The 23129-nt window shown below is 66.8% G+C and carries 13 protein-coding genes; 8 read left to right on the top strand and 5 right to left on the bottom strand.

Annotated features, from left to right (window positions below; translation table 11 throughout):
- Nucleotides 1-18 precede the first annotated feature (18 nt).
- Entirely contained in the window at nt 19-1191 is a 1173-nt protein-coding gene (locus G361_RS46965; protein ID WP_019927836.1) for a hypothetical protein, read from the bottom strand.
- 164 nt (nt 1192-1355) lie between these two features.
- Here G361_RS46965 and G361_RS0114645 point away from each other — a divergent pair, with 164 nt between their 5' ends.
- Entirely contained in the window at nt 1356-2441 is a 1086-nt protein-coding gene (locus G361_RS0114645; protein ID WP_019927835.1) for a hypothetical protein, read from the top strand.
- On the opposite strand, the gene G361_RS0114640 is transcribed toward G361_RS0114645, so the two are convergent.
- Together G361_RS0114640 and G361_RS0114635 are read right to left on the bottom strand one after the other, a co-directional pair.
- Complete coding sequence (locus tag G361_RS0114640; protein ID WP_196814481.1) at nt 2412-8057, bottom strand: ATP-binding protein; 5646 nt, start codon at nt 8055-8057, stop codon at nt 2412-2414. The two genes, G361_RS0114645 and G361_RS0114640, sit on opposite strands and share 30 nt — an antisense overlap.
- 5 nt (nt 8058-8062) lie before the next feature.
- Nucleotides 8063-11515 (bottom strand): AAA domain-containing protein, encoded by a 3453-nt coding sequence (locus tag G361_RS0114635; RefSeq protein WP_019927834.1) that lies wholly within the window; start codon nt 11513-11515, stop codon nt 8063-8065.
- Between the two features lie 492 nt (nt 11516-12007).
- Between G361_RS0114635 and G361_RS0114630 the strand changes: the two genes are divergently transcribed.
- Nucleotides 12008-12250 carry a CsbD family protein gene (locus G361_RS0114630; protein WP_019927833.1) on the top strand — a complete coding sequence of 81 codons (243 nt, stop codon included), beginning with the start codon at nt 12008-12010 and terminating at the stop codon, nt 12248-12250.
- A 41-nt stretch (nt 12251-12291) separates the two neighbouring features.
- Here G361_RS0114630 and G361_RS49395 read toward each other — a convergent pair whose 3' ends face one another.
- Nucleotides 12292-12438, bottom strand: a complete 147-nt coding sequence (locus tag G361_RS49395; RefSeq protein ID WP_019927832.1) for a hypothetical protein — start codon at nt 12436-12438, stop codon at nt 12292-12294.
- A 478-nt stretch (nt 12439-12916) separates the two neighbouring features.
- Between G361_RS49395 and G361_RS0114620 the strand changes: the two genes are divergently transcribed.
- From G361_RS0114620 to G361_RS0114605, 4 genes are read left to right on the top strand one after another with little or no spacing between them, the layout of a single operon-like run.
- Nucleotides 12917-15526, top strand: coding sequence for a sensor histidine kinase (locus G361_RS0114620; RefSeq protein ID WP_019927831.1), 2610 nt, complete (start codon nt 12917-12919; stop codon nt 15524-15526).
- Entirely contained in the window at nt 15504-15932 is a 429-nt protein-coding gene (locus tag G361_RS0114615; protein WP_026342758.1) for a roadblock/LC7 domain-containing protein, read from the top strand. The genes G361_RS0114620 and G361_RS0114615 overlap by 23 nt, the downstream gene beginning before the upstream one ends.
- A 12-nt stretch (nt 15933-15944) precedes the next feature.
- A complete protein-coding gene (locus G361_RS0114610) occupies nt 15945-16319 on the top strand; it encodes a DUF742 domain-containing protein (protein ID WP_019927830.1) in 375 nt (124 codons plus the stop codon).
- The gene (locus tag G361_RS0114605) at nt 16300-16899 is read left to right on the top strand and encodes an ATP/GTP-binding protein (protein ID WP_026343038.1); all 600 of its coding nucleotides are present in this window, start codon (nt 16300-16302) and stop codon (nt 16897-16899) included. The genes G361_RS0114610 and G361_RS0114605 overlap by 20 nt, the downstream gene beginning before the upstream one ends.
- A gap of 16 nt (nt 16900-16915) precedes the next feature.
- Here G361_RS0114605 and G361_RS0114600 read toward each other — a convergent pair whose 3' ends face one another.
- Nucleotides 16916-19714, bottom strand: a complete 2799-nt coding sequence (locus tag G361_RS0114600) for an aminotransferase class I/II-fold pyridoxal phosphate-dependent enzyme (protein WP_019927828.1) — start codon at nt 19712-19714, stop codon at nt 16916-16918.
- 576 nt (nt 19715-20290) lie between these two features.
- Between G361_RS0114600 and G361_RS43650 the strand changes: the two genes are divergently transcribed.
- Entirely contained in the window at nt 20291-21946 is a 1656-nt protein-coding gene (locus G361_RS43650) for an MFS transporter (protein WP_155981454.1), read from the top strand.
- 237 nt (nt 21947-22183) lie between these two features.
- Nucleotides 22184-22966, top strand: a complete 783-nt coding sequence (locus G361_RS0114590; RefSeq protein ID WP_231386877.1) for a helix-turn-helix transcriptional regulator — start codon at nt 22184-22186, stop codon at nt 22964-22966.
- The last annotated feature ends 163 nt before the right edge of the window (nt 22967-23129 follow it).

The raw sequence follows: 23129 nt of genomic DNA, 5'->3' as shown, positions 1-23129 counted from the left end.
GGGCGACCGGCGGAATCGCTATGCCGCGGAGGTGTCGCCCTCGTCGACCGGTTCGAGATTGCTCGCCTGCGCGCCCCGGGCGGAGACTGTGACATCGAAGGCGACCTCGTCGCCCACGGTGAACCGGGCCCGCGCCTCATCGGGGAGCGGGGTGTGCAGGCTGACCTTGCCGCCGTGATCATCGACCACCGCGACGAAACCGAACGGCTTCGTCGGGTGGATGTAGCTGATACGGCCCTCGGCCGACTGCCCGGCGACGAGCACGCAGACGCCGCGGCGGGATTTTCCCTCCGACAGCGGTGGCGCGACGACGAACACCACCTCGGCCCCCGGGCGCGCGATCAGACCGGCATCATCGGCGTACACGAGCGCGCGGGGCGAGAGGTAGAAGTCCTCGTCGGTCACCGGGTCGGTGACGAACCCGAAGCCCCGATCCGCATTCCACATCTTGACCTTGCCGGTGCGCTGCTCGCTCGCCTGCCCGGCCGCCGGCACGGTTTTCGGCGGCGGCGACACGACCCGTTCTCCCCGGGTCGCGGCCTCGGTGAGGTTGCCCGACTTCACGCCGAACAACTGCTTGGCCCACTGGATCTCGTGGTAATCCACCCGGTGGGCGAATCCCTTGAGCGGCGCCGATTCCCGCGCGCTCAGGTATTCCTCCACCGGCCGATCGAGGGCTCTGCCGACCCGGCTGCGCAGGATGGTCATATTGCCCGCGGCGACGGTCGCGCTGTCGGCGAGCAGGGCGTTGGGCGTGGCGATCCCGGACAGCCGGAACGCTTTGTCGGCCGTCTGCCCGATGTAGTCGCGCCGGCCGTCCCGGAATTCCAGTTCGACCAGCGAGCCGGTGGCGACGCCGATCGTGATGTTGTAGTCGATGGTCCCGATGCCGCCCGCCTGGCCGCGGTTCGCGTCGTTGATCGCCTCGAGCAGATCGATCGCGCTGTTGAGCAGATCCGCCGTGTACGTGGCGGGGCACACCCACATGATCGCGTCCCCGACCGTCTTGCACCACACGTGCTCGCGGACGGAGTCGACGAGGCTGTTCTCGGCGGTGTCGTAGAGGAACTTGGTTCCGGTGACCCAGGCGGGCTCCGGCTGGGTCTCCTTGATCCCGGTGGAGTTGACGATATCTCCGACGAGAGCCGTGTAGTGCCCGATGACGTCCGAGCGGGTGGTGTACGCGTTCACGAGGTGTCTCCTGACAATCGGAATCGGATGTGGCCTGCTGTTTCCGCCGACCGATTCCCACTCTGGTGCGACAATGAAGGCAGGTGGGACGCAGAAACTTACAGTTGCCGGACATTCGTCCGACCCCATGTCGGGGGCACGTCGGATTCGGCAGGGGAGTCGGCGTGGACGCGGTACGGATCGAGATACTCGACGGCACAGTCACCCTGCGCCGCCCGAACGCCGTGGCGGACCCGCTCGACGGCGAGGAGGACGCCCGCACGCTGGCGCTGCTGGCCATGCGAGCGCCGAATCGTGTTCCGGTACAGGAGTTGTGGCGAGACGAGCACGATATCCCCGCGCTGCACGCCCGGCTCACCCGCTTGCGCAATCGCGGGCTGGACATCCCGCGCGGTAACGCACGGCAAGGATACCGACTGAACCTGGATCCGGATCGGGTGGACGGACAGCAACTCGTGGCCGCCGCCCGCGCCGGGCGCGCGCAGCACACGATCGAGACGGTGACCGAGGCCCTGCGACTGTGGCGCGCGGGTCCGCCGAGATTCCTGGAGCCCACCTCGATCTGGGACGAATTGCACACGGCGAGAACGAAACTGATCGATCTGCGTGCGCTGCTGCGGCGGCGCCGGTTGCTCATCGTCGAGGACCGGGTCGGGCCTCGGCTGATGAGCCTGCTCGGCGAATTCGATTGCACGCTGGTGACGAATATCGAGGAGTTCTGGCCGTTGCATCGCGGCGGACTGGACGAACGATTCGACGCGGTTCTGGTGGACCAGCACCTCTCGGCCTCCTACAACGACCGCGACGGCCTGGTCATCGCGGACGCCATCTCCCGCAGCCGGGTGCGAATTCCCGTGGTGCTCATGACATTCGATCCACCGCGGAACATGACCCACGTGGACTTCCTCGCCAAGTACAACCTCGAGGACGTGGTACCCAAGTCCGACGACAGCGCGACCAGCGATTTCCATGTCGTGGTGCAGAAGATCCGGACGCTGTTCGAGGACGATCGGGAGGGCGTCGACGCCCGGGCCATCGGCCGGATCCAGCAGACCCTGCCGCGGATGCGGACCTTCGCGCGGAAGTGGCTGATCGAGCAGGGTCGCGAGGGGGACATCTCCGTCATGGAGCTCCAGCACGACGACCTGCACCGGATCTCCTATCGGAAGGACCTCGCCGCGCTCCGGGAGGCGCAGCACCGGTTCGCGAAGCGATACGGCCTACCCGGCCCCCCGCAGATACAGGGGTAGCGTCGCCCTGAAGTGGGCTCCGCCCCAACGGCTTCGATCGGGCAGCAGGGTCAGTTCGCCGCCGTGGTCCTCGATGGTCGTCCGCACCTCGGCGAGCCCTACTCCGTGGCCGCTGTGTTTGGTGGACAAGGGTGTCTCACCACGCTCCAGGCTCTCCCGCACGGCGGCCGGGACACCGTCCCCGCTGTCGCCGACATCGATGACCACCCGGCGGCTCCGGCCGTCGACGGCGATCCCGATCGAGACGGTCCCGCGATCGGCCTCTGCGGCAGAGGCGTTCGCGGCCGCCGCCTCGGCGGCATTCTTCGCCAGATTCTCGACGAGCAGCACCACGGCCAGCGGAGGCAGGAACACCCGGGCCGGCGGGCTCGATTCCGGGCTCAGCAGAATGTCCACCTGGGTGGCCGAATCATCCAGTCGTGCACATACTTTCACCGCCTCGGCATGGACGTCGACGACGGTGGGCGAATACCATCGGTCCTCCAGGTTCAACCTCCGGTTGACCTCGACATCGGAGCGGGCATCGTCGACGGCCCCGATCGCCGGCCGGCCCCGTTCGTGCAGGTATCCGATCGCCGCACGGCGCCGCATGGCGTCCTTGGCCCGGCGCTGCCGATCGTTGTCGTGCGCCGCGACGAGCTGCGCGATGATGCGTTCGGCCGATGCGATCGGGTTCGAACGGGCCAGCGAGCGGACGATTCCACAGCCGCAGGACCCGGGTGCGGTATCGCCTGCCCCACCGGGACGCAGATATCTCCTGTGCCGCAACCGTTCCAGCGCGGCGTCGATATCGATGACGGCATCGACACTGATCGGCGAGTTCAGCTCCTGGAGGATGACCACGACCCCGTCACGGATGCCCTGCTCGTCGAAGACCTGGTAGGCGATCATCACGAGCAGCGTCGCGGTCGCGGCATCATCGTCGATATCGCGCCGGACGGCCCCGAGCGCGATCTCGCCGAGGTGCTCGCGAATTCGCTCGAGGCCGAATCGGTCACCGTGATGGTGAACCCGCGCGATCTCGTCGCGCAGTATCTGCCACAAGGGTTCCGGATGTCCGCCGCTGATCTCGAGCAGTCCGTCGAGTACGGTCGGCGCCTGGGCCACGGACAGCAGATAGAGCAGCCACCACAGCCTGGGGCGGAGTTCGTCGACGGTCGCATAGGCCAGGGCGGCGGGCTCGACCACGTCGTCGAAGGCCAGTTGGGTACAGATCGTGCGCAGGAATGCGATCACCCGGTCCGAACGGTCCCGCGATTTGCCGTCGTCCCCCGCGGCCAGCAGCGACAAGGTACTCGAGATATCGATGACCGCGACCCCGCTACCACGGTGTACGGGTTCGGACAGCCGCAGCGACAAGCAGATTCGGACTCCGCCGTCGCCCGGCGGAGACCCGATGACCACCGGCACCCCGGTTCTCTCGACGAAGGCCAGATGGGGCAGGTGCGGCAGATCCGGCAACATCAGCGTGCCGTAGCGGCGACCGCCGGTCTCGGTGATGACCGGCCCCACATCGACTCGGGCGATGAGTCCTTGGACAGCTCCGACATATGCGGCGGTGGCATCCGGTGCTCCGGCGGCGAGCGCGGCCAGTGCATCGAGGAATCGCCGTGCCGCGGTGTCGTCGGCGGCCGGCACGAAGATCTCGGTGCCGGGCCGGCGAACGAGCGGCTGGGTGAGGGTGCCGACCACCTGGTCCAGCGACAGATTCGGCCACCGCCACTGCCGTTCGGTGACATGCAGCGGGACCACCGGCCCGTCGCCTGTTCCGTCCAGCACGTCGCGGGCGATCCGCAGCTCACCGGCGCTGATCAGTTCGGTGATGTGGCGTGCGCGCAGGGCCGGAATCTCCGTGGCGCGCAACCGCAATCGTGCGCTCAGCGCCTCGCCGGCGGCCCGTTCCGCCTGTCCGAGCGCGTGCTCCAGCGCGTCCAGCCGGGCCGCGGTGTCGGCAACCCGAAGATCCAGCGCCTCCCGGAAGTCCGGGAGCGCGGGCTCCGGAATGCCCGCGCGATCGTAGCGGGCGAGAAGTTCACGACACCGCGCGGAAACCCGCTCCACTGCTCGAATCCGTTCGGCGGCAACCCGATCGCGCAGCGCCTTCGTCTCGGTCGCGGTTGCCGACGTGCTGATCTGGTCGATCAGCTCGTCCGCGGTGAAGAATTCGCCGCTCTCGATCAGCCAGGCGATCGCGCTGTCCGGCGTCCACGCGCGATAGAGATCCAGGGCCAGGGCGCGAGCGCGCCGCCGCGGGGTCGGCGACTCGGACACCTCCGCGACGAGTAGACCGGGGTATCGCCATGATTCGGGCCGGACGGCACCCGGTGCCGGGCCCGGTGCGGGCGAGACCACGTCGAGCAGATCGTCGAGGGCAGCCGCGGCCAGGTGGTTCTCGATATCCGCCGAGAGTTCCGCGCGGGCCGCTCGTGCGGCGTCGCGCAACCGGGGAGCGGCGGCGAGCCAGGCCGCGGTGAACGCCTGCTCCGGCTCCGGCTGCAACTCGGCGGCGGTGGCGATCTCCGCGGCGTGGAAGATGTCGCCGACCTTCGTCAGCATCACCCTGCGGCTGCGACCGTTGATCAGGTGGTGCGAGCCGGATTCGCGCGTCGATTTGTCCAGCCACTGACCGCGTTCTCCGCCGTTGTCCGCGAGCCAGCCGCGCGTCGCAACCGGATCACGCGAGTCCGCGAGCAGTTCGAGCATCGAGATCTGCCCGCCGGGCTCCAGCAGGTAGCTCTTGGTCATTCGCTCCTGGACGCAACTGTGCTGGGCCTGCCGGAAAGCCCGGATCGCTTCGCCGAGCGTGAGCCACGCGCGCTCGGACTCGGCCTGCCGCGCCTCGACCGAGGTACGGTCCGCCAGCGCCTGTCGCGGCAGCAGCCCCATCGCCGCCACGGATTCGAGGGCGAGCTCGATGAATGCGCGTGCCGCGGGCGCGACCATCTCGAGCAGCAACTCGGCCCCGTCGCGAAGGACGGAGTGGCCGGTGTCGAGATAGGTCGCGGCGGCCCAGATCGAGAGGGCCGTCACCTCGGCAGGGGTGGCCGCCTCGGTCAGCGCGGTCTCCGCGAGCAGTGGTGGACAGCCGGTGCTGCGATGAGCCGCGGCGAGCGCGGTCACACTACGGCGTGGCACCACCGTTTCGGAGTCGATCGCCGTGCGGACGACATGCGCGGCGACCCAGTTGCCACGCCTCCAGAGGATGTCCACGAGGCGAATACACCAGCCGTCGTGCGAGATGTCGTCGACCGCGAGTTCGGAGACGACGGCCGCATACAGGCGTTCGAGTGTGCGCGGATCGGCGCCCGCCTCGGCCAGGACCGTCGCGATCGCGAATTCCGTTGTGCCCGAACGGCACAGCGAGGCGATGGTGCGCACCCGCGTGGCGATCTCCGCCGAATCCGGGGGCTTCGCACCCGCCGCCGATCTCGGCGCGGCGGCCAGGGCGACGAGAAGTTCGTTGGCGCGCAGACTGTCCACGGGGATCGTCGGCGCGTGCGGCTCGGTCGCCGGTGCCGGGATGCCCGGGGTACCGTCTTCGACCATCGCGGCAATCGCCAAAGCCATGGTCGGCGAATACAATTGGAGGCTCACCTCGCTGCGCTGCCGCCGGCGACCCGATCGGTAGGTGGCCTCGAAGGAGAGGTAGTTGTAACTGCCGACGACCACGAGATCATCGGTCACCAGCACCTTCGCGTGGCTGTCCTCGTCGCACCGGATCAGCAGTCTGCCACGCCCGGTGCCGCGGTTGCCCGCCAGATCCGCGAGTATGCCGGCCTGGTGCCGGCCGCGTTCCTGCTCCGTGTCGGGGAATCGGCGGTAGACGATCGTCACATCGGTACCCCGTGCGACGCAACGGTTCACCTCGTCGATGAAGTCGTCGGTCACGATATCGGGAGACAGCCGGTCCGAGCAGATCACCACCCGGGCGGCGGCGTTGCGCAGCGCCTCCCACATGAGGGTGCGGTGCAGTCCGTCGGTGACCAGCGACGCGACCGGGAGCAGCCCGGTGAGCAGGTCTCCCAGATATTCGCCCGTCGTCTGCCATGCGCTCGCCCACACCCGCAGTTCCGCGGATCCGGGTGCGGCGGCGAGCAGTGTCGCGTCGGCCCGGGGCAACGACAGGGCGGGCGCGGGATACGGGGCGCGGTTCCCGAACATCCGATGATCGGTGACGATCGCCTCGGCGACCTGCGGCGAGGGCGTGGCGTCCCGTGCCCAGCGCAGCACATCCGCCGCCAGCGGAGCGAGGGTGTCGTCGAGAGCGGTTGCGGCGACACCGAATTCGGCGAGTTCGCTGGCGGTGAAGAAGTTCTTGCTGGTGACCAGGAAACGCCGGTCGTCGGCGATCACCAGCTTGGCGTGGACATGCGAGGGCAGGCCCCGGTCGTAGTGCAGCGCTCCGCCGGCGCCGCTCGCGCGTGCGGCACGTTCGATGCCGTCGAGCGCGTTGAGCACGTTGTTCTCCAGCGTGCCGCGGTTCCGGTCGATACCCCACAGGATGACGATGTGGACGCCGCGCGCCACGGCCGCGGTGATCGTCTCGACAAAGGGTGCGAGCCCGTTGTATCGAATCCACGGAACGACGAATACGACCTGCTGCCGGGCCGATTCGAGCATCGCGCAGATTTCGGCCCGATGCTCGTCCGTGGTGCGGATCGCGACGACCCGCGTTTGGCGAGCCGCCATATCCGCGATCTCGATGCCGAGCAGGGTCGCCGCCGCGGCTACGCGGTCGTGTTCGCTCTGACGATGGGCCGGTTCGGTCGCGGCGAGTCCGGCGATGGAGCGCTGTAGCGCGGCGAGCTGGAGATCGACTCGTTCGAGTGGTTCGTGAATAGGCGTCGCCTGGCCGCGCAGGGTCTTGACGAAATTGTGGGTGGGGTCGTCCTCGATCAGTTGCTGCAGTCGCGCCGTCGCCTCCCGTTGCGCGGTACGGGTCAGGGCGCGGTCCTCGACCTGGACGAGCAACCGGCCACGATGGTCGATACCGGCTTTGACGGTGAGGGCGAAGTATTGGATCGGATTACCGGTTCGCTGGGGATCGGGTACCAGGTGGACATCGGCCACCCTGGAGGGTGCGCGGTCGTCGATGCGTTCCAGATTTCGTTGCACGGCGGCCGCCAACTCGTGGCGCTCGATATCCCGGGGACGTTTGTCGAGGCTGCTTCGTGGCACCTTCAGACCCGCGTGCCGGGCCCGCCACCGAGCCGCACCGATCGGCAGGACGGCGCCGGTCAGCGTCTCCAGCAGGATTTTCTGCGTATCGGAGGAGCGGCTGCTGCTCGACAGGAAATCCCGTTCGCTCAGTTGCCCGAGTTCGGCACGCGCTTTCTCGGTCAACCGGATCCGCTCCGGCTGCGCGCCGAAGTCGATACCGACCCGTTGTGCCCGCCACAGATCTCCGAGCAGGTCGATCATCATCCGCGGGGTCAGCCCGAACATCTGGGCGAGTTCCAGATAGGTGTCCACGCCACGACGTTGTTCCTGCGGGCCGGCGCCGTGCGGGTCGGGATCGATGGCCCTGAGCACCAGCGTCTCCAGTGGCGACGCATCGGTTGCCGGTGCGAGCCGCAGGCGGACCTCCAGCACTTCGCATTCCACGTAGACTTCCACCGGATTCATTGGGCCAGCCCCGTATTCTCCAGTGGCACATCGGCGTGCATCTCCCGTACGGCGGCGGTGATCTCGTGCCAGTGCGGGCTGTCCACCGACTCGAACACCGGCAGCCTTCCGACCAGGACGAGCAGAGTACGGGCGCGACTGATCAGGACGTTGGTTCGCGCCGGGTCGGCGAGGTGCCCGATGCTCTTGTGCGCATCCGCCGCCTTGTTCTGCCGGTCCCGAACGAGCGAAGCGATCACGATGTCGGCCTCGCGACCCTGGAACGAGTCGATGGTGAATACACGGCTCGCGGCTTCGCTCACCCGGCCCCGCAATTCGACGACCTGTTCGCGGTACGGCGTCAGGATCGCCAGTGAGGCACCGCCGTCGGCGTCGGACAGCGCGAGCCGGGGCGCCAGCGCCCGCACCAGCGCGGCGACGATCTTCGCTTCGGTGTCGTTGTGCCAGAACCCCATTGCCTGCTCCGTGGGATCGGTGTCGATCCACACCAGCGCGCGGCCGCGCAGGAATTCGGGTGTCGTGATGCCGTGGTCGACGTCGGGGCGAACCGTTTTCAGCGCACCGGCGGCGCGCGTCGCATAGAACGTGCGGCTCACCACGGACGCGATCGAGGAATGCATCCGACGCTGTTCGGTGAGTTCCATGACCGGTGTGGCGCGCCGACCGGAACCGGTACCCGCCGTGAACATCTGGCCGAAGGTGTCGAAGGCTTCGAGCAGGCGTTCCTTCTTCTCACCCCACGCCAGCACCCGCGGATTCGGGTCGTTGTAGCAACTGTCGATGAACCGCTCCACTTCCTGGCGCCCGTAGGCACCGATCTGTGCCTGATCCCCGATGAGGCTCCACCGGACGCCCCGGACCAGCGGCATGATCAGTTCGGTGGGCCATGCCTTGGCCGCCTCCTCGACGAGTACCCAGTCGAAGGGTTCCGGCGAGCCGTGATGTACCAGGCGGTCCCGAGTGGCCGCGCCGGTGGTGGCGAAAACCAGATTGGCGGCCTTCCGCATCCGGAGGATCAGTTCGATATCGCTGCGGCCCACCGACGCTGCCCATTCACCGAGGATCTCCTGTAGTCGTTGGGTGTGCGCGCGCCCGGTGGCGATGTTCTCGGCGACGCGATGCTCGATATCCCCGATGAGCCGCCTGGCCACCTCGTTTTCGGCGAACTGGGCCATCGTCTTCGACACACTGTGGAACGAGAGATCGCTTCCGGCGCGGATTGCGACGAAGTCACAGGGCTGTGGGCGGTCGTCGTGGTCGAGGGCGCCGACCTTTCGCAGGACGCGCGCCGCGAGATTGTCGAGTGCGTCGTGCGATTGCGCGGAGATCAGCAGCCGGGCGCCGGGATCGTGCTCGAGCAGCGCGGCGGCCGATTCCGAGGTGACTTCCGTCTTCCCGGTGCCGGGTGGCCCCTGGAGGGCGAACATCTGTTCGTGCGAGAGCATCGCTTTGACGGCGCGCCCGCCTTCGCCCTCGAGGCGTCGTTCTGCGTCGTTCCATTTGTCACCGGTGGTGAAGCCACCGTGCGGGTGTACGAGCTGGGACAGCAGCGCCCGGTTGCCCTCGAGCTCGAAATAGGCGTCCGCCTGCCGCCTCTCGACCGTCTGCTGGGCCTGATCGTCGGCGAGGCGGATCCACCCCGTATCGGGAATGAACGGGAGATTGTAGGAATCGACGATGATCAGATCCTGTCCGCGGAAACTGAGGAAGCGATAGATGCCCACCCGGTCCTCCGGCCGGGTGCCGGGCTGTCCCGCGATATCGCGCCGGATCTCGATCATGATGTGTGACGAATCCTCGTTCTCGTCCGCCTCGGCGAAGAAATCGGCCATGCCCGGCCGCAGGTAGTCGTCCTTGCGGATCTTGACATGGAGCGGATTCGCCAGATTGTCGGTGCGTCTCGTGTCGCGGTGGCGATCCCATCGGAGCACGGTCTCACCCCCACGCTGCTGCCCGTCCCGTTCGCGCACGAAAGCATATTCGCGCGCATATCGGCAACCGGTCTGATACTGGAGCAGCAGGTCCAATGCGTCCAGATAATCGACGCTGTCGGCGCCGTCCTCGGTGACGAGGCCCTTGATCGGGTCGACCAGCTCCGTCCACGAAGGCCGGCCCGAACTCATCTGCTCGAGTTTTGCGCCGCCTATGTCCATCGGCACGGATTCGACGGCGAACAGCGTCCGTTGCGGCGCCGTCTCACGCAGGGTCTGCAACCGCGGAGACATCTTGGAATGGGGAACCGGATGCCGGACGACGGCCACTTGCTCCATGTACTTCCGGCCGCCGAATCCCGCCCGGAAATATGTCGAGCAGAACCACACGAACTCGTGCCCGAACACCACCGTCGTCGCTTCCTCGCGATACTGTCCCTCGCTCAGATAGTTCGCAGCACCGGTTTTCGAGTAGGTGACCTTTGCGCCCTTGAAATCCCGCTCGATCACCGTCGACAGTTCCTCTTTCCCGCCCTCCGTCGTCGCCGACTCGCTCAGCAGCTCACGCAGCTGGATATCCGCGTAGGTCGGCATGAAGACGACCAGATACGGTTCCGAGGCGTGACGCGGCTCGAGCGCTGCCAGCGCATCGTCGTAGCAGGCGCTGAATTCGCGGACCACCTCGTGCATGGTGGGACGCTCGGCCGGGACGGGGTGGAGCATCGCGTGGATCAGGCGCGCGAGCCCTCGTGGCAGGACGGTGCTGAGGTTCACTGTGCGGCGCACCTCGCGCTGCACCTCGATCAGGCTCGCGCGCCGCGCCGAAGCGATCGTGAAATCCGTTGCGGGGAGCAGCCATTCGGCAGCCAGCATGCCGAGCGCGAACACGTCGTCGGCGGTGTCGGACAACAATATCGAATCGTCGTCGCCGAACAGGAATTCCAGTCGTTCCGGTGGTGTGTACGGTAACGACCGCGGATCCTGGTCCAGATACAATCGCCGCACCTGCTCGACACCGGTCGCCCCCAGCAGATGACTGCGGAGCAGATTCGCCACCATCGAACTCATCTCGAATCGGGCCAGCCGTAGTGCGGCGACGTCCTCCCGCGGGAATTCGTGTTCGAGGATGCCCGGCCACAGGTTTCGATGCGCGATGTGGGCGTCGTGCAGTATCGAGAGTGCGTCGGCGATCAACCACAGATTCTGCAGGGCCTGTACGGGATGCTCGCGAAGGTGCGCGGCGATCTTGTCCGCGTAATCACCCACGGGCTCGTCGCCGTCCACGTGTTCGTAACTCCGTGTCCGTACATACCCCGCGCCGATGCGAGGCGGGCCGGGCTCGTTCGGGTCGGATCCCGGAATGTGGCCACCGGACAGAAATACCGGAAGTGCCGGATGTTTCACATTGCCGATCCGCTGCAGTACCTTGATCTGTTGTTCCCACAGCATTCCACCGACGTCACCGAGGCCGAGATAGACGGTCAGATGTACGGACCTGCCGTATTCATCGTTTTCCATTTCTCGGTATCGATAGATCAGCCCGGGAAGGATCTCCTCGGACTCACCCGGGCCGGTGCCGTTCTCCGGGCGAATCGGCCGGCGCCGAATTCGCTGTGAACGTACATCGTTCGAACTGTCCGGTCGGCATCGCGCGTGTCCATTGCTGCCCTCCCGAGTGATCCCCCATCGCCGTGCCGGACCCGGAATGACCGACTCGTATCGTTTACTCGGATTCGCCCCGGAGATGTAACTCTCGCTCCGAACATCATCGGCCATCGGGAGTCCCGGCGTTCACGAATATGAAAAATACCGGCCAGTTCCGTCCGTGGCAGAAATTACGCTCGGTCGCGGGTATCCGGACATATGAGTCGAATCGGCGGGGGGGAGTGCGGTCGCCGATGCTCGTTCGCAACGTCACATCTGCGCCACCCGCCGAATCACCTCGCGTCGCCACGGGTAGCCGCGCATCCGAGACGGCTCGATTCCATTCGGCGATCGGAGGAGATCATCGTGACCCAGCACAAGTCCGGACCACGGGAAGCGGCGGAGGGTGTCATCGAGGATGCGAAGGGGAAGGCGAAGGAGGCCGCCGGCGCGCTGACCGGTAACGAGGGTCTGAAGAAGGAGGGGCGCGCGCAGCAGGACAAGGCGCGATCGCAGCGCACCGCGGCGCAGAAGGAGGCCGAGGCGGCGAAGGCCCGCGGCGAGGCGAAGGTCGACGAGGCGCGGCAGCAGAGCTTCCAGCGCGACTGATGTCCGGATCGCGTTCCGGGGTTGCCCGCCCCGGAACGCGGCTAATCCGGCCCCATGGGCGGTTCGGCGGTGGCCGGCGCCTCGTCCCCCTCGACGAGGGCGCCCCACATCCGGTGGAACAGCCACGACGACAGGATTCCGCCCGCCACGCCGGCCAGCAACGCCAGCGGTTTGTACAGCACCGTCACGACACATCCTCCCTGTGATCGGTGGTCCGTCCGGCGCGAATCCGACGGGCCCGTCTGCCGTTCACATACCCGGGTCTCGGGCACCGAATCCGATGCGGCCGACCGGCACACCATCGGACCCCTCGGAACCCGCGGGCGAAGTCGGCCGGCGGCGACGGTCGCGCCGCGTCGGTGAGCTGCGCGGCCACCGCCGCGGGCCTTGTCCGCCCGATTCGACCGGATTGCCCGAGACCGATTCCCGCCGTTGGCGATACGCTCGGGCGGCAGCCCGGATATCATGGCGGTGCTCGTCACGAGGACGAAGTCCCGCATCGGGTGTCGTATCTCCCAACGACATCGGGCTATCGATTGTGGTCACGTCGGGCGGTCGAGATCACGGACCGGCGCAGCGGCGACGGACCGGCGATGTCTCGTGTGCGCCTATTGTCGCAGGTAGAGATAGAATGACATATCCCTTTCACGTGGTTACACTTCGCCCGTGCAGAGAGTCAAACTATCCGGGATCCGCACTCGGATTCTCGCCATCGCCTTCGTCCCGAGTCTCGCACTGTTCGGAATCGGCGTGGGGTACACCATCTCCCTCGAGGACGATGCCGGCAACGCCGAGGACTTCTCGCGATCCATGGGGAGCGGCCTCGCGTTCACCAAGGAATTGATGACGGCCGAGGAGGACGAGCGTCTGCAGTCCATCGCGCATCTGGCCGGACAGGACGCCAATCCGCAGGCGCTGCCCGCCGCCCGCGCGCGGCTGGACAAGGCGCTGGCCGGGCTCGCCGCCGTCGGCTCGCCCATCCAGCATGTCGGCGGTGCCGATATGGACGCGAAGATGGCCGCCACCCAGAAGCTGATCAACGTGCAGCTGCCGAGCGTCCGCGCCGGCGTCGACGCGGGTGCGGTGCAGATCCCCGACGTGTACAAGTTCTACACCGCGATTCTCGACGGCGTGGACAAGGGCAGCAAGATCGTCGGCCAGAGCGCGCCGACGATCAATACCGCCATCTACCAGATGATCTCGCTGAAGCTGTTCCAGGCGCTCGAGGCCAATTCGCGGGCCAACGCGCTCACCCTGGCGGCCGTCGGCGGCGATATGTCACCGGCGCTGCTGTCCGAATACGGCAACAACGTGGGCCTGTATCACTCGCTGCTCAACCAGCTGGTGAACGATCTGGACGACACCGACGCGAAGCTGGTCAAGGATCTGCTGGCCGGCCCGGCATTCGGGCAGGTGACCGCCATGGAGGACGCGCTGCTGATGCCGGCGTCCGCCAAGAACGGTGCGCCGGCGCCACTTCCGATGCCGATCGACGAGTGGCGGACCGCCGTCAACTCGGTCGGTGAGCAGATGTTCGCGATCATCCTGCAGCAGAACGGCCGCGCCAACAACGGCGCCGCCGACCTGGCCCACGATCGGTCGCGGGCCGTGCTGGTCAGTGGTGGCAGCGCGATCGCGCTGGCGATCGTCGCGTTCACCATCGCGGTACTGCTCGCCAACCGGATCATCCGCCGGTTGCGCCGATTGCGTACCGAGACACTGGCTCTGGCGGAGGTGCAGCTGCCCGAGACGATGCGCAAGATCGATGCCGGGGAGCAGGTCGATCCCGCCACCGAGGCCGCGCACCTGGACTTCGGCAACGACGAGATCGGTGAGGTCGCACAGGCTTTCAACCGTGCGCACACCGCGGCGGTGTCGGCGGCGATCACCGAGGCGCGTACTCGTGAGGGTGTGCGGTCGGTGTTCTTGAATATCGCGCATCGCAGTCAGATCGTGGTGGCGCGGCAGTTGGAGTTGCTGGATCAGGCCGAGTCGAAGCAGGAGGATCCGGCGTTGCTGGACACCTTCTTCCGCCTCGATCACCTCGCGACCCGTGAACGCCGTAACGCCGAGAACCTGATCATCCTCGGTGGCGGTAAACCGGGCCGGCAGTGGCGGCGTCCGGTCCCTCTGATGGAACTGGTCCGCAGCGCTGTGGCCGAGACCCTCGACTATGCCCGGGTGAACACGCATCGGCTGCCGCGGGTGTTCGTGCTGGGCAATGTGGTCGCCGACCTCATGCACCTGCTGGCCGAGTTGGTGGACAACGCGACCGCGTTCTCCCCGCCTCAGTCCCGGGTCGACGTGACCGGCAACAGCGTCGGCAAGGGTGTCGTCGTCGAGGTCAGCGATCAGGGCATGGGTATGCCCGCCGACGAACTCGAACGCGTCAACGAGATGCTGCGCAACCCACCGGATTTCGGTCTCGCGACCCTGTCCGCGGATTCTCGTCTGGGGTTGTTCGTGGTGGCGCAGTTGGCCACGCGTCACGGTATCTCGGTGCGGTTGACCGATTCCGATTACGGTGGGATCCGTGCGATCGTGTTGATCCCGGTCGGCTTGATCACCACCGACGCCCCGGTGGCCGACCACCTCCGCGACCGGGTCCCGGTCCGGCAGGCCCCCGCACCCGCCGCGGTGACCGGTTCCTATCCGATGCCGTCCCTCGAATCACCGTCCGCCCCACCGGCATACGCACCCGAACCGAATCCGGTCGATTCCCTCGCGATGGCGGACGACCCCGGCTTCGGTTTCGGCCGTTCGGTTTTCGACACCGGCCGCCACCACGCCGTGGCTCCCGAACCGCCGTACCAGCCTCCGCCGCCGGAACGGCCCACGTACGAGCGCCCGTCCTATCCGGAGCCCGCCGACACCTCCTACCTCCGGCCGGTCACGCCGCCGGCCCCGCCCGCCCCCCGCCCCGCGCCGCCGCTCGATCAGCCGGATACCGCGTACCTGCGGGCGGTTTCGCAGCCCGAACCGCAACCCCGCCCGACACCCACGGCGCCGCCGAGCAGCACCGGCGGTACCCGTCCGCAACTGCCCCGCCGCCGCAAGCAGGCCAGCCTGGCACCCGAGCTGGCGAACAATCCGCCGGCCGAGGAGTACGGTTCGGAGCCGGCGCGTAGTGCCGATCAGGCGCGGGATTTGATGTCGGCGATCGAGAACGGTACCCGGCAGGGGCGTCGTGCTCGTCCCGAGCCGTATCCGACGTCCGCGAATCCCGTGGCCTCGAACGAACAGGAAGGCGAAGGTGACTTCTTCTACCGCAGGTGATTTGAACTGGCTGCTCGACGACCTCGTCGACCGTCTCGCCGGTGTCCGGTATGCCGTGGTGCATTCCACCGACGGGTTGTTGCTGGGCCGCTGCACCTCGATGACCCGGGAGGACGCCGAGCATTTCGGTGCGATGTCCTCGACGTTGTACGGTCTGGCGCGCAGTGCGGGGACGCGGTTCCGGGGTGGTGCGGTGCGGCAGGCGGTGATCGAGTTGGAGACGGCGGTGTTGTTCGTGACCGCGGCGGGTGCGAATGCGTGCCTGGCGATCCAGGCCGGTGACGACGCGAACCTGGGCATGGTCGCCTACGAGATGAACATCACCGTGCAGCGTCTGGGCAGTTATCTGTCCACCGCGCCGCGTACTCGTGGCCTGGCCGGGCAAGTACCACCTCGAAGGCAGTAACGAGCGGACGCCATGACGCACTACGACACTTCCTGGTTCGACGAAGACGCCCCGCTCCTACGTTCCTACGCGGTGACCCGGGGCCGTACCGTCGGTGCTGGTCATGAACTCGACATCCTCACCCTGGTGGTGCTGGTCGATCAGCCACCGCCCCGATTGCGGTACCCCGAACCGGAATACGCGGACATCCTGCGGCTGTGCCGTGTCCCGCAATCCGTGGCGGAGGTGTCGGCACACCTGAAACTGCCTCTGGCAGTATCGAAGATCCTCGTCGGCGATCTGATCGGCGACGGCTACCTCAATTTCCGTGCCCCACTCCAAACCGATGTGGGCCCCAACGATGTGAACCTATTGCGAGCGGTACTCGATGGCATTCGTAGACTCTGACCCCGCGGCCGGGCAACAGCAGCTGGCCGCTTCCGTGAAGATCCTGATCGCCGGTGGATTCGGGGTCGGTAAGACCACCATGGTCGCGGCGATCAGTGAGGTGGCGCCGTTGCGCACCGAGGAGATGATCACCGAGACCTCTGTGGGGGTCGATGATCTGTCCGGTGTGGAGGGCAAGAAGACCACGACCGTGGCGCTGGACTTCGGGCGGATCACCATCGATCCGGGTCTGGTGTTGTATCTGTTCGGTACGCCGGGGCAGGATCGGTTCTGGTTCCTGTGGGACGAGCTGGCCCGGGGTGCGCTGGGTGCGGTGGTGATCGCCGATACCCGCCGGTTGGAGAGCTCGTTCGCGGCGATCGATTTCTTCGAGAAGCGGGGGGTCAGCTTCGCGATCGCGGTCAACTGTTTCGAGGGTGCGCCGATCTACACCACCGACGAGGTCCGTGACGCGCTCGATCTCGACGGGCACACCCCGGTCGTGTTCTGCGATGCGCGCGACCGCAATGGGGTGAAGAACGTCCTGATGACGTTGCTGGAACACCTCATCAGCCGCGCGACCGTGAAGGCCCTGCCCTGAGCCGTCCGCAGATGCCCTAGGGCTCACCGGCTTCCGCGTCGGTGAGCACCGGTGCGGCCGTGGTCCGCCCGGCCGGGGACACGGCCGCGAGGGCGCGTTCGACGGCCTTCTCGGTATAGACGCGATAGCCGAAATTCGGCTTGTAGCCGTGGATTTCGGGAGTGTCCAGGTCGCGGATGAAGTCCAGCACCTGCCGGCTGAACACCTGCCCGGGAACCAGCACCGGGAAACCCGGGGGATAGGGCGTCACGAAGGTCGCGGAGACGACGGGGACATCGGCGTCGAGACGCTCGTAAATCTCCTCGGCCGTACGGTATTCGCAGTTGGTGTCGTCGTAGGACAGATAGAAGGCGCGGCGGACGTCGCCCTCCCCGGTGGGCTCGGTGCCGCTGTGGTCCAGGAAGGCGGGATGGAAGCCGCCGAAGTCGGGCAGCGGCACCGCGCTCGTGGTCAGCCGGTGCACCGCCTGCGCGAAATGCTCACGCTCACCGAGACTCATCTCGGAGATGGTGCTGTCCAGCTCACGCACGATGTTGACCAGCACCTCCACCAGGAAGGCCACCGAACTACGCGTGGTGCCGATATTGGTCATGAACAGCACGCTGTTGCGCGAGGTCTTGTTGATCTGGATGCCGTAGCGGTCCATCAGCTGTTCGCGCTTGAACGTATCGCCGTCGTAGCCGGTACGCCCGATGGACAGGGTGATCCGCGAGGGGTCCAGCACGAATTCGTCCTGCTCCCAGGCCGCGGTCATATTGCGCAGTCCGGACCGCAGCGGCTGATCGATCGCGGAGGGCCGGAAGCGATCCGGGATCAGATCGGTCGTGCGCAGGCAGCTCATGTACTTCGCGAGCAGCGGATGATTGTCGATCGCGTCCCGCAGCTGCATGGCGTTCTCGATCTGCCGCTGCACCAGTTCGACACCCTCCAGCGCCACCTGCCGCCGGCCCAGATCCAGTGACGCGAGGATCTGGTAGTTGGGTGAGGTCGAGGTGTGCGCCATGTACGCCTCGTGGAACGACTCACCGACCTTCTGCTCGAAGTCCTGATCGAAGACGTGGATCATCGACCCCTGCCGCAGCGAGGTCAGCGTCTTGTGCGTCGACTGGGTGGCGTAGACCCGTACCCGCGCCCGCGCCGGATCCGGGATCAGCCGCCGCTCCAGAAGTTCGTCGTCGCTGGGGTTCTCGGCGATCTCGGCGGTCAGGTACTCCTCGTAGCGGCCCTGATAACCGGGATCCTGCAACCGCTCGCGCAACGCGCGCGCCGAGGCCATCGCGGTGCGGGTCCGGTACACCGGATGGAAGCCCGCGAACGCGAACCACGCCTCGTCCCACAGGAATACGAGATCCGGCTTGATGGCGAGGCATTCCTCCATCACCCGCTCGACGTCGTAGACGATCCCGTCGAAGGTGCAGTTCGTCAGCGACATCATCTTGACCCGGTCGAGCTTGCCGGCCCGGCGCAGCGCCAGCAGTTTCGACTTGATCTCGCGCAACGGCACCGCACCGTACATCGAGTACTCGTTGAGCGGATATGCCTCGAGGTAAACGACATTCGCGCCGGCGAGCATCATCCCGTAGTGGTGGGACTGATGGCAGTTGCGGTCCAGCAGCACGATGTCGCCCGGCGCCACCAGCGCCTGGGTGACCACCTTGTTGGCCGTCGAGGTGCCGTTGGTGACGAAGTAGGTGTGCCGCGAGCCGTAGGTCCGGGCCGCGAGTTCCTGCGCGTCGCGCAGCGGGCCGGTCGGTTCGAGCAGCGAGTCCAGGCCGCCGCACGTCGCCGAGGTCTCCGCCATGAACACGTCCAGGCCGTAGAAGCCCACCATGTCCTTGATCCAGTGCGAGTTGACGATCGACTTGCCCTGCGAGATCGGCAGCGCGTGGAACACCCCGGTGGGCCGGTGGCTGTACTGCTTGAGCGCGCTGAAGAACGGCGTGTGATAGCGGCCGGCCACCCCTTGCAGGATCGACAGATGCAGCTCGAGCATCCCCTCGCGAGCGTGGAACACCCGCCGGAAATGATGGCCGAGCCGCCCCGCGATCTCCTCCACCTCGATCTCGGTCATGAAGTAGAGATCCAGTTCGGGCCGCAGTTTCCCGATGGAGACCGCGAGGATCTGCGCGCGTTCCTCGGGGGACTGGTGATCGGCCAGGTCGTGCGAGACATCGGCATCGATGAATTCCGCCAGCGTCGACAGGTCCCGGGTCGACTGGTGCGAGAAGCGCCGCCGGATCACCACCGCCTGCAGATTGACGTTGAGCCGGGCGGCGATGAGCGCCTCGTCGCCGCTGGCCACCACCACCAGTTCGTACACGAACTCGTCGTCCGGGCGCCGCCATTTGCGCACCTCGCTGCGCAGGACGCGCTCCTGGTCCTCGGTCATCTTCTCGACGACGAGCACCTCGAAGTAGGGCCGATCCCGCTGCGCCGCCGGCTGATGTTCCAGCTGCCGCGGATCCGCGGGGAACATGTCCAGATCGTCGGCGCCGGCGTTCTCCACATCGCCGGACCGATACGACTCGGTGGTCAGCGCGCGGTTGATCCGTGCCACCGCCTGCGCGAACTTGTCGTAGCTGCCCGCGGTGAAAAGCCTTTGCACCCGGGCGAATTGGGGTGAGCCGGGATAGGCCCAGTAGGGTTCCAGCGAGCTCAGCTCGGCCAGCAGTTCCCGGCAGGCGGCCGCCTGCTTCTCCCGCAGTTCCCCGGTGGTCGTCGGCCGGGTCAGTCGATCGGCGGCCTCCTCCAACCGGCACCACGAGTCGCTGCGGACTTGCCACAGACTGTTGTACGCGCGCAGGTGTTCTGTCATGGCGGCCTCTTCTTCGATATCGGCGACCCGTCCGTCCGCGGACAAGGGTCGCAAACGAGGCTCGCCCGGCGATGGCCGGAAGAAGAACACCGCACGGCGGTAGTGTGACGGCGCGCACACGCATCGGCGGTCCCGACGCGGCCGGGCCGGGGGAAGACGGTGGTGGGAGCGAGATTCTCATTTTCTGAAAATTATGTTCTTGAAACCTTATGATCGGTCTGCATCATGGGCCCGCCTCGGCGGACCGTGTCGCTGCAGTACTAAGGAGAGCGCTCATGCCGGCATCCTTCACGGACCGTTCGCGTCCAGGAGCGGCCGACCACCATCCGGTGGACGAACCCCGGTCGCAAGCGACCTGAGCTCGCCTGCTGTACCGACACATCCGACATACGCCCGGTGTACCGGTTCCCACCCCAGCAGGAACCCGTCTACGCCGCCCGTAACCGCTCGGCCGGAATCGAACGCTGCCTTCGACGCCGTCCGGGTTCTTCGCACGTCCCTTCCTCCCACCGCAGGCGGCAGTCGGCCTCCAACCATCTCGAACCGATCTCATCGAAGTAGCTGAGGTGACACATCGTGTCTGAACAAACGAACATTCGACCCGCGGAAGCGGCAGTCGCGCCGGAGGACATGGGGCGGGTGGACCCCGCCCGCTGGGGCCGTCTGGTCGCCATTCTCGTTGCGCTGGTGCTGTATTCGGAGGTCGCGCCGATGCAGCTCGGGATGGTCTCGATCATCGTCCCGAAACTCAGCGCCTCGTTCCCCGGTGCGGGCGCCGGCGTGACCTGGGCGGTCACGATCGTCGGCATCGCCGGCGGCGCCACCATGGCCCTGCTGGGCAAACTCGGCGACCTGATCGGCAAGAAGCGGGTCACGCTGCTCTGCGGCCTGCTGTTCCTGATCGGCGCGCTGCTGTGTGTGCTCACCTCGAGCTGGCCGGTATTCCTGATCGGCCGTGCCCTCGGTGGCGCGTCCTGGGCCATGACCGCGGTCGAATACGGCCTGGTCCGTGATCTCATGCCGCGCAAGTGGATTCCGATCGCCGTCGGCGTGGTCGGGACCGGCTTCGGCATCGGCGGCGTGCTCACGCCGATCATCTGCGGTGCGCTGACCGACCACTACAGCTGGCACTCGGTCTTCTGGTTCCTCATCATCTACGTCGCGGCCACCACACCGCTGGTGATGATCGCGGTCCCGGAATCACCGCTGCGGGTCAAACAACGACTCGACATCATCGGCGCGGTCCTGTTCGGCGCGTCGATCGGCCTGATCCTGCTGTACGTGAGCGAGGGTTCGAGCTGGGGCTGGGCCACCTTCTCCTCGCTGGCGTATCTGATCGTCGGCCTGATCCTGTTCGCCGCGTTCATAGGATGGGAACTGCGGACCTCCGAACCGATGATCGAGCTGTCGCTGTTGCGTTCCCGGGCGGTGGCGATCCCGATGGCGGTGGCCTTCCTGGTCACGCTCTCGATCAGCGCGATCAGCATCATGATCGCGTACATGTTCCAGACGCCGAAGGCGGCGGATCTGGAGGCGCAGATCATCGCGGCCGGGGCCGCGCAGGCCCACGTGCCGCCTTCGCTGGTGGCGAAGTTCGTCACCTTCCAGGGCGACATCAGCTACGGCAACGGCTTCACGGTCCTGCAGATGGCTCTGCACATCACCGCCTGGACCGCGGCCTTCGGCATGATCTTCGGCGTCCTCGGCGGCTGGCTGTGCCGCATCATCGGCGCGCGCATCCTGCTCGTGACCAGCGGCCTGGCCCTGCTGCTCGCCTCCGCGCTGTGGATCCCGTGGCACAAGACCTGGCAGGAACAGGTCTTCATCGGCCTGCTGTACGGGATCTCGTTCGGCTTCTACTACGCGGCCAACCCGAACCTGCTGATCGACGCCGTCCCCGCCGAACGCCAGGGCGTCAGCGCCGGCATGCTGGCGGTCTTCGGATCCATCGGCACCTCGGTGGGCACGGCCGTCTTCACCGCGATCGCGTCGGCCCATCCGTTCCGGACGGTCGCCGACAACATGGGCAAGAAGGTGGTCAACGACATCCCCAACGTCTACACCGACACCGCCTACCAGTGGTCCTACGTCGCGGTGGGCGTCATCCCCGCCGTCCTCACCGTGGGCCTGGCCCTCGCCCTGCGCACCGGCCGGACCCCGTCCCGAGGCGGCGCCTCCGAGGCGTCCCTGCTGACCGAGGAGAGCGGCGCGGGCACAGCCGGCGCCTTCTGATCCCATCCCCGGCCGGTCGATGACCGGTCACACCACAGGTCGGCGGGCGCAGCCAGCGCCCGCCGACCCTTGTGTTCGCGGTGGCAGCCGGGGAGGGGCGGTCGTGTTCCGCCGGAGCCCTGGGGAATTGGCAGGCATTCTGTGCTGTCGGGTATCGTCCGAGCGGCCGGCCGAAGGGTGTTCGCCGGGGGTCTCCGGGAAGCAGCGCTGACCGCCACGGTCACGACTCGGGACGGTATGGAGCGCGGTGATGAGAGGGCGACGTCGGTGCCGGAGAAAAGCCTCGAATACGGGACTCGACATGGCTTGGCGCGTCTTGTGCGGCACCTGCGGGAGGCGGTCGGTCTGACTCGTCAGCAATTGGCGGTACGGCTGGGGATCAGTGAGAAAACCGTCGAAGCCCTGGAGCGCGGGGACCGCGGGATCAGGATCGAAACGGTGTGGAAGTACTTCGATATACCCGAACTGGCCATGTCCGAATCGATGCTCGACCATATGATCGAGGTGCTGGCGGGGCGCGCGCGGCTGGTCGACGATCTGGAGAAGCCCACGGATCGGGAAATATCCTTCTGCGATCGGCAGGCCGGGCCGGCCATGATGTTCGCGCAAGGGTCTTTCGATCTGGGATATTGTAACGAGCAAGCCCGGCAATGGTTCGACGGCGTCGACGAATACAAGAATCTGGTCATGTGGATGATGTTGGATCGTCGCGCCAGAGACGTATTCGGGGAACAAGGGTGGGAACCGTTCGCCTATCTGCTGATTCTGGCGCTGGAGCACCTGTCGGTCGGACTGGTCGGCGAACCCCGCAGACGTGCGCTGATCGGGTCGGTCAGCCGGGCCGAGGAGTACGAGGAACTGTCGCGCCGGCGGATGCACCTCGACGTCGCGGTACCGGAGATATTCACCCTGCGCAATCTCGGCACGAACGAGACGGCAGACTTCTGTTTCGGGACTTGGCGATCGTTTTTTCCGCAGAAACGGCCGGACTGGCAGCATATGATCTTCTGGCGCGTCTGAAACGCGACGTGCCCCGGTCCTCGCTGTCAGCGAATTGAGCTGGGCCACTGTCCCCGAGCGTATCGCGCGGTCGCCGAAATCGCGTCATCGCCGGTGCCTACATTTTGTATGAATTCGAGCCCGTGCTCCTACGAATTCGGGTGTGCGGGCCTCGATGCCTACA

This window comes from Nocardia sp. BMG111209 (assembly GCF_000381925.1).
In the GTDB taxonomy this organism is placed as follows: domain Bacteria; phylum Actinomycetota; class Actinomycetes; order Mycobacteriales; family Mycobacteriaceae; genus Nocardia.
The sequence above is the reverse complement of the archived record's forward strand: the minus strand, read 5'-3'. Positions and strand labels throughout refer to the sequence as shown.